4 protein-coding genes are annotated in these 4920 nt (G+C 29.7%); all 4 read left to right on the forward strand.

Features of this window, described 5'->3' with window-relative positions; translation table 11 throughout:
• Positions 1-110: 110 nt before the first annotated feature.
• Complete coding sequence (locus tag ACLUJM_RS12825) at positions 111-767, forward strand: response regulator transcription factor (RefSeq protein WP_412412984.1); 657 nt, start codon at positions 111-113, stop codon at positions 765-767.
• Positions 764-2077 carry an ATP-binding protein gene (locus ACLUJM_RS12830; RefSeq protein WP_412412985.1) on the forward strand — a complete coding sequence of 438 codons (1314 nt, stop codon included), beginning with the start codon at positions 764-766 and terminating at the stop codon, positions 2075-2077. Before ACLUJM_RS12825 ends, ACLUJM_RS12830 begins: the two co-directional genes overlap by 4 nt.
• Positions 2078-2088: 11 nt before the next feature.
• Positions 2089-2655, forward strand: coding sequence for a hypothetical protein (locus ACLUJM_RS12835; protein WP_412412986.1), 567 nt, complete (start codon positions 2089-2091; stop codon positions 2653-2655).
• Between the two features lie 369 nt (positions 2656-3024).
• A partial coding sequence (locus tag ACLUJM_RS12840) for an Ig-like domain-containing protein (RefSeq protein WP_412412987.1) occupies positions 3025-4920 on the forward strand: 1896 nt, incomplete at its 3' end.

The following is a 4920-nucleotide window of genomic DNA, read 5'->3' on the forward strand; positions in this document are numbered from 1 at the left end:
ACAAATATTTCTAAATGTCTCTGGTATAAAGTCCAACTTTTTGGGGTCACCTTATTTACGGGTGGTCATGATTAAAATAAATATTGTATAATAAAATAAAAGGAGAAATTATGAATATACTAGTAGTAGAAGATGATAAAATGATTAGAGAAGGAATTTGCGAGTTTTTGTCGGAATTTGGATACAATACATTTCAAGCAGAAGATGGAAAACAAGCCATATCCATATTTGAAAATAACGAAATCAACTTGGCTATACTAGATATCCAACTTCCGTATATAAATGGACTTGAAGTTTTAAAAACAATCAGAAAAACAAGTGATATACCAGTGCTAATGCTAACGGCATTCAGTGATGAAGAATACAAAATCAACGCATTCATAAGCTTAGCTGATGGATATATCGAAAAACCATTTTCATTACCGGTTCTAAAAGTTAGAATAGAATCATTAATAAAAAAACATTATGGGAATAGTGAAATATTTAAATACAAAAATACTGAAGTTAATTTCACAAGTTATACAGCTAGTGTGAACGGAACAAAAGTTGATGTAAATGCCAAAGAATTAGAAATTCTTAAATACATGAAAGATAATGAAGGACAAGCACTGACAAGAATGCAAATAATAGACAGTGTGTGGAAAGAAACAGATGAAATCCCTTTCGACAGAGTAATAGATGTATACATAAAAGAATTACGCAAAAAACTAGAATTGGATTGCATAGTAACCATCAGAAATGTAGGATATAAATTGGAGAGAAAATGAAAAACTTAAAAATATTTCCCAAAATGTTCCTGCAAATCTTCACGGCATTAGCCCTCACAGTTTTGTTCATACATTTGATGGTATTTCTAATATTTCCAAAAACATACCTGGAAGATAGAAAACAAGAAATAAACAAAAAAGCAAATGAAATATCACATAACTTAAATAAAAAAGAAATGGGCTATATAACCCAATCATTGAACTTTTATTCCGATAATAACGATATAAAAGCTTATGTAAAAAACAAAAACAACAACAACGAATTACAAATCAAAGAAATAATAAATTTCGATAAACAAAGCAATAATAATTCTCTTATAATAGAAGAACGTGAAATTGAGATATCAAATGGGGATAAAATATCACTTCAATTTGTTTCTACAGCAGATATGAAACAAGATGCCAAAAATCTAAGCTTGAAATTTCTTCCTTTTTCGTTGATAATATCTATGATTTTCTCAGTTATAATATCATTGATTTACGCAAAGTTAATCAACAACAACATAAAAGAGATAAAACGAGTTACTGATAAAATGATGAAAATGGACAAAAAAGCTCATCTTCAAGTGGACTCTACTAATGAAATTGGGCAATTAAAAATGCAGATTAATAATTTATATAATACATTATTAAAATCTATTGACGATTTGGAAGTCAAAAATGAAGAAATAATCAAACTAGAAAAACTAAAATACGATTTCTTTAGAGGAGCATCACATGAACTGAAAACACCTGTAGCCAGCCTCAAAATTATATTGGAAAACATGAAATACAATATTGGAAAATACAAAAATAGAGACTTGTATATAGATGAATCCCTTAAAATAATTGATTATTTATCACATAATATATCTCAAATACTAACATTATCATCGATAGAAAACTTGAAAAATGATGAGGAAGAAGTATTAATAATTCCAATATTAAATGATATAATAAATAAGCAAGAAGTGATAGCAAATCAAAAACACATTACAATCGACAACTACATTACTGATGAACAGATTTATATTGGAAAATCAGCGCTCAAAATCATACTTTCAAATGTAATTGGCAATGCCGTAAAGTACACTGATGAACATGGCACAATAACTATAAAATCAGAAAATAGATGGCTTAAAGTTACAAACACTTGTTCAAAAGCACATGAATTAGATACAACGAAAGTATTTGATGTAAATTGCGATTTGAATAAAGAAAACAGTAATGGACTCGGGTTGTATATCGTGAGAAACTTACTCAATAATTACAAAATTGATGCAGTTATTGAAACAAATGAAAAAAGCGTTACATTTAAAATCAAATTATAAAGGAGAACAAAATGTATATTTTAGAATTAAATCAAAATGGACAAGCTACAGAATTAGCAGTATTTGACACAATTGAAGAAGGAAGAGAATTCATAAAGAAAACAAACTGCTATGAAATTACAGAAGAAGATGGATTTGTATACGAATATATCAATCCCGAAAAATTAGATGAGTATGTAGAATTGGAACACAATGGCAATATAATTCCTATGACAAAATTCATGTTCACTGAAGAAGGTAAGGCAGAAATATTCTGGAAAGAAATTCCCAATCTATCTGAACATGGAAATGGAATAGTAGATAATTCTACAAGAGTCGACGCTTATGTAATAGCTAATAAAGATGTTAAAACATACATCGAAAATCGCGAAAAATCCTACAACGAAGTAAAAAAATACTTGCAAGAAAAAGGATATGACGTAGACAGGGCTTACTTCGGATCAGAAGATGGTGAAGCAATAGTCTATAGAAAAAACGAAAAAGATGAATGGCACTTCCTAACACATATGGATCCATCATTTTTTGAAGACAAAACACCACAAGAAATAATCGACGAGATAGAAGAAGATTTAAATTAAATATTTATACATTGCTCACTTGTTTTTCAAGTGGGCATTTTTAATTTATATGTAAATAATTTAATAGCATTAAAAGAATGATAATTCATAAAGCTAATAAATTAATTATAAAATGATTAAAGTTAATTATTAAACTAAATATATCATACGAATAAAATATATTTGAAAATCTAAACATTTGGCACGACATTTTAAAAAATATGTTTATTTTTTTTGCAGTAGGGTATATAATTAAAGTAATGATAGAAATGATTAATAATAAATAATAATTTAGAACTGTACAGTATTAAAAAAGAGAAAAATATGTATTTATGTCAATCATTTAATCAAAATATGTTAATGGAAAACACACCATTTGAGGAGGTTTTTATGGACAAGAAGAACAAGAATAATATTGCAAAAATTTTGTTGGCTTTCGGAGTATTAGCTAGCCCAATGATGTTAGCAAACCAAGTATCAGCAGATAATTCAATAGGTAATTCAATAGGTAATACTACTGACACTAATAAAATTCAACAAAACACAGAATCTGACACTGCAACAACTTACAATGTAATTAAAGAAAACAAAGAAGAAAAAGAACAAGCTAAAGAAGTAGTTTCTACAGCAGCAGAAAACAATAAAGCAGACGCAACTAAAGAAGCTACTACAACAAAAGACACTGCAATAGAAACAACTGAAACAACTTCACAAAAAGAAGAAGCTACAGAAGAAAAAGAAGAAGCTGTTATAGAGGGAAAAGAAGCATTCAAACTAACAGATTCTCAAAGACAAGCATTAAAGAATGCTAGCTTTACAGATGGCGAAATTGCAAAAATTGAAGAAGATATAGCAAATTCACTTGCAGAAAATCCTAATATTGACGTTGATGCAAAATTGAATAAGAAAATTCAAGAAGCTAATGCTAAAGAAGCTAATTCATTAGAAGTGGCTCCTGAAGGAGAAAAAGCATCACAAAAAGCAGGAAAAGGTCAACAAGTAAATAACAAGGTTCACGTATCAAACATAAATATCCAATATAAAGATGGTGGATCACAAAAAGAAGAAGTATGGGTTACAAGTGCAGGACACGCTGCATTTACAGCAGACTATAAAGTAGATGATGATGTAAAGAGTGGAGATTATTTTACAGTAAGCTATGGAGATAACGTAGTTCCTGGATTAGTAAATGAGCCTAGAACAGCAACAAATCTTATGGATGCTAGAGGTAGAATGATTGCCCAAGGTATATATGATAAAGACTCAAATACAACTACCTATACATTTACAGACTACGTAGATATATTTAACAATGTTCGCGGTTCATTCCAACAAAGTCTATGGCCAGTAAGAGAACAAATTACAGACGATGGTCAAAAAGTAGATGTAACTATTACTGTTGCGGATGAAACAAAAACAAGAAATATGACTTTTCAATATGGTAATAAAAAGTATTTACCAATAACTGAAACAATAACTTCCGTAAATAGAGAAGAAAATACAGTACACACAACAACTTACATTAACCAATCAGGCGATAGGATAGGTGGACTTAATAAAATAAAATTAGAATCAAACAATTATGAATACACTGATCCAAGCCAAGTTAAAATATATGAAGTTTCTAACAATGCTGTATTTAGAGATAGTTTCTCACCAAATTTAGCAGCTGGAGCTAAAGAAGTTACAGATTTGCCTATCACTGTAGAAAACGGAATCGCCTACATTGACGTCGGAACAAAACTAAATATGAAAACAAAATATGTAGTTTTAGGTACACCAACATTAAAAAAAGATGCAGATCCAAATAAAGCTGTTAAAGTTACTTCAAGTGTAGTTAATAAGAATAATGGACAAGTCGTAGTCGATAATCATGGCCAAACTGTATCACACTCTAGTGCTTTATTACAAGCAGGGGATACTTCAACAGGTACTGGTGACCAAGATGAAGAACCAGGAAGTTTCCAAGAACATCATATCTATATTACAAAAGATAAGAATGGAAATGAAATTGATCGTAAAGTTGAAGATGGTAAAACAACTGAAGGTTCAAAAACTGAGTTCTATAAAACCGGAAAAATAGAAAAAGATGGATTTAAATTCACTAACACAGATAATCCAGTAAATAATCCTATCTACAATAAAGATGGAAGTGAATCTGCAGGTAACTATGTACCAGGTCAAAAACAAGAAATAACTTATATCTATGAAAAAATTGTCGATGAACCAGTAGAAGAACCAGGTAGCTTCCAAGAACACCATGTTTACATCACCAAAGATGAAGAT

It is taken from the genome of Finegoldia sp., assembly GCF_046991905.1.
Lineage (GTDB): Bacteria > Bacillota > Clostridia > Tissierellales > Peptoniphilaceae > Finegoldia.

What these genes read in the sequence shown, in the direction of transcription:
- ACLUJM_RS12825 (WP_412412984.1), top strand. Translation starts at nt 111, where the DNA reads ATGAATATACTAGTAGTAGAAGATGATAAAATGATTAGAGAAGGAATT.
- ACLUJM_RS12830 (WP_412412985.1), top strand. Translation starts at nt 764, where the DNA reads ATGAAAAACTTAAAAATATTTCCCAAAATGTTCCTGCAAATCTTCACG.
- ACLUJM_RS12835 (WP_412412986.1), top strand. Translation starts at nt 2,089, where the DNA reads ATGTATATTTTAGAATTAAATCAAAATGGACAAGCTACAGAATTAGCA.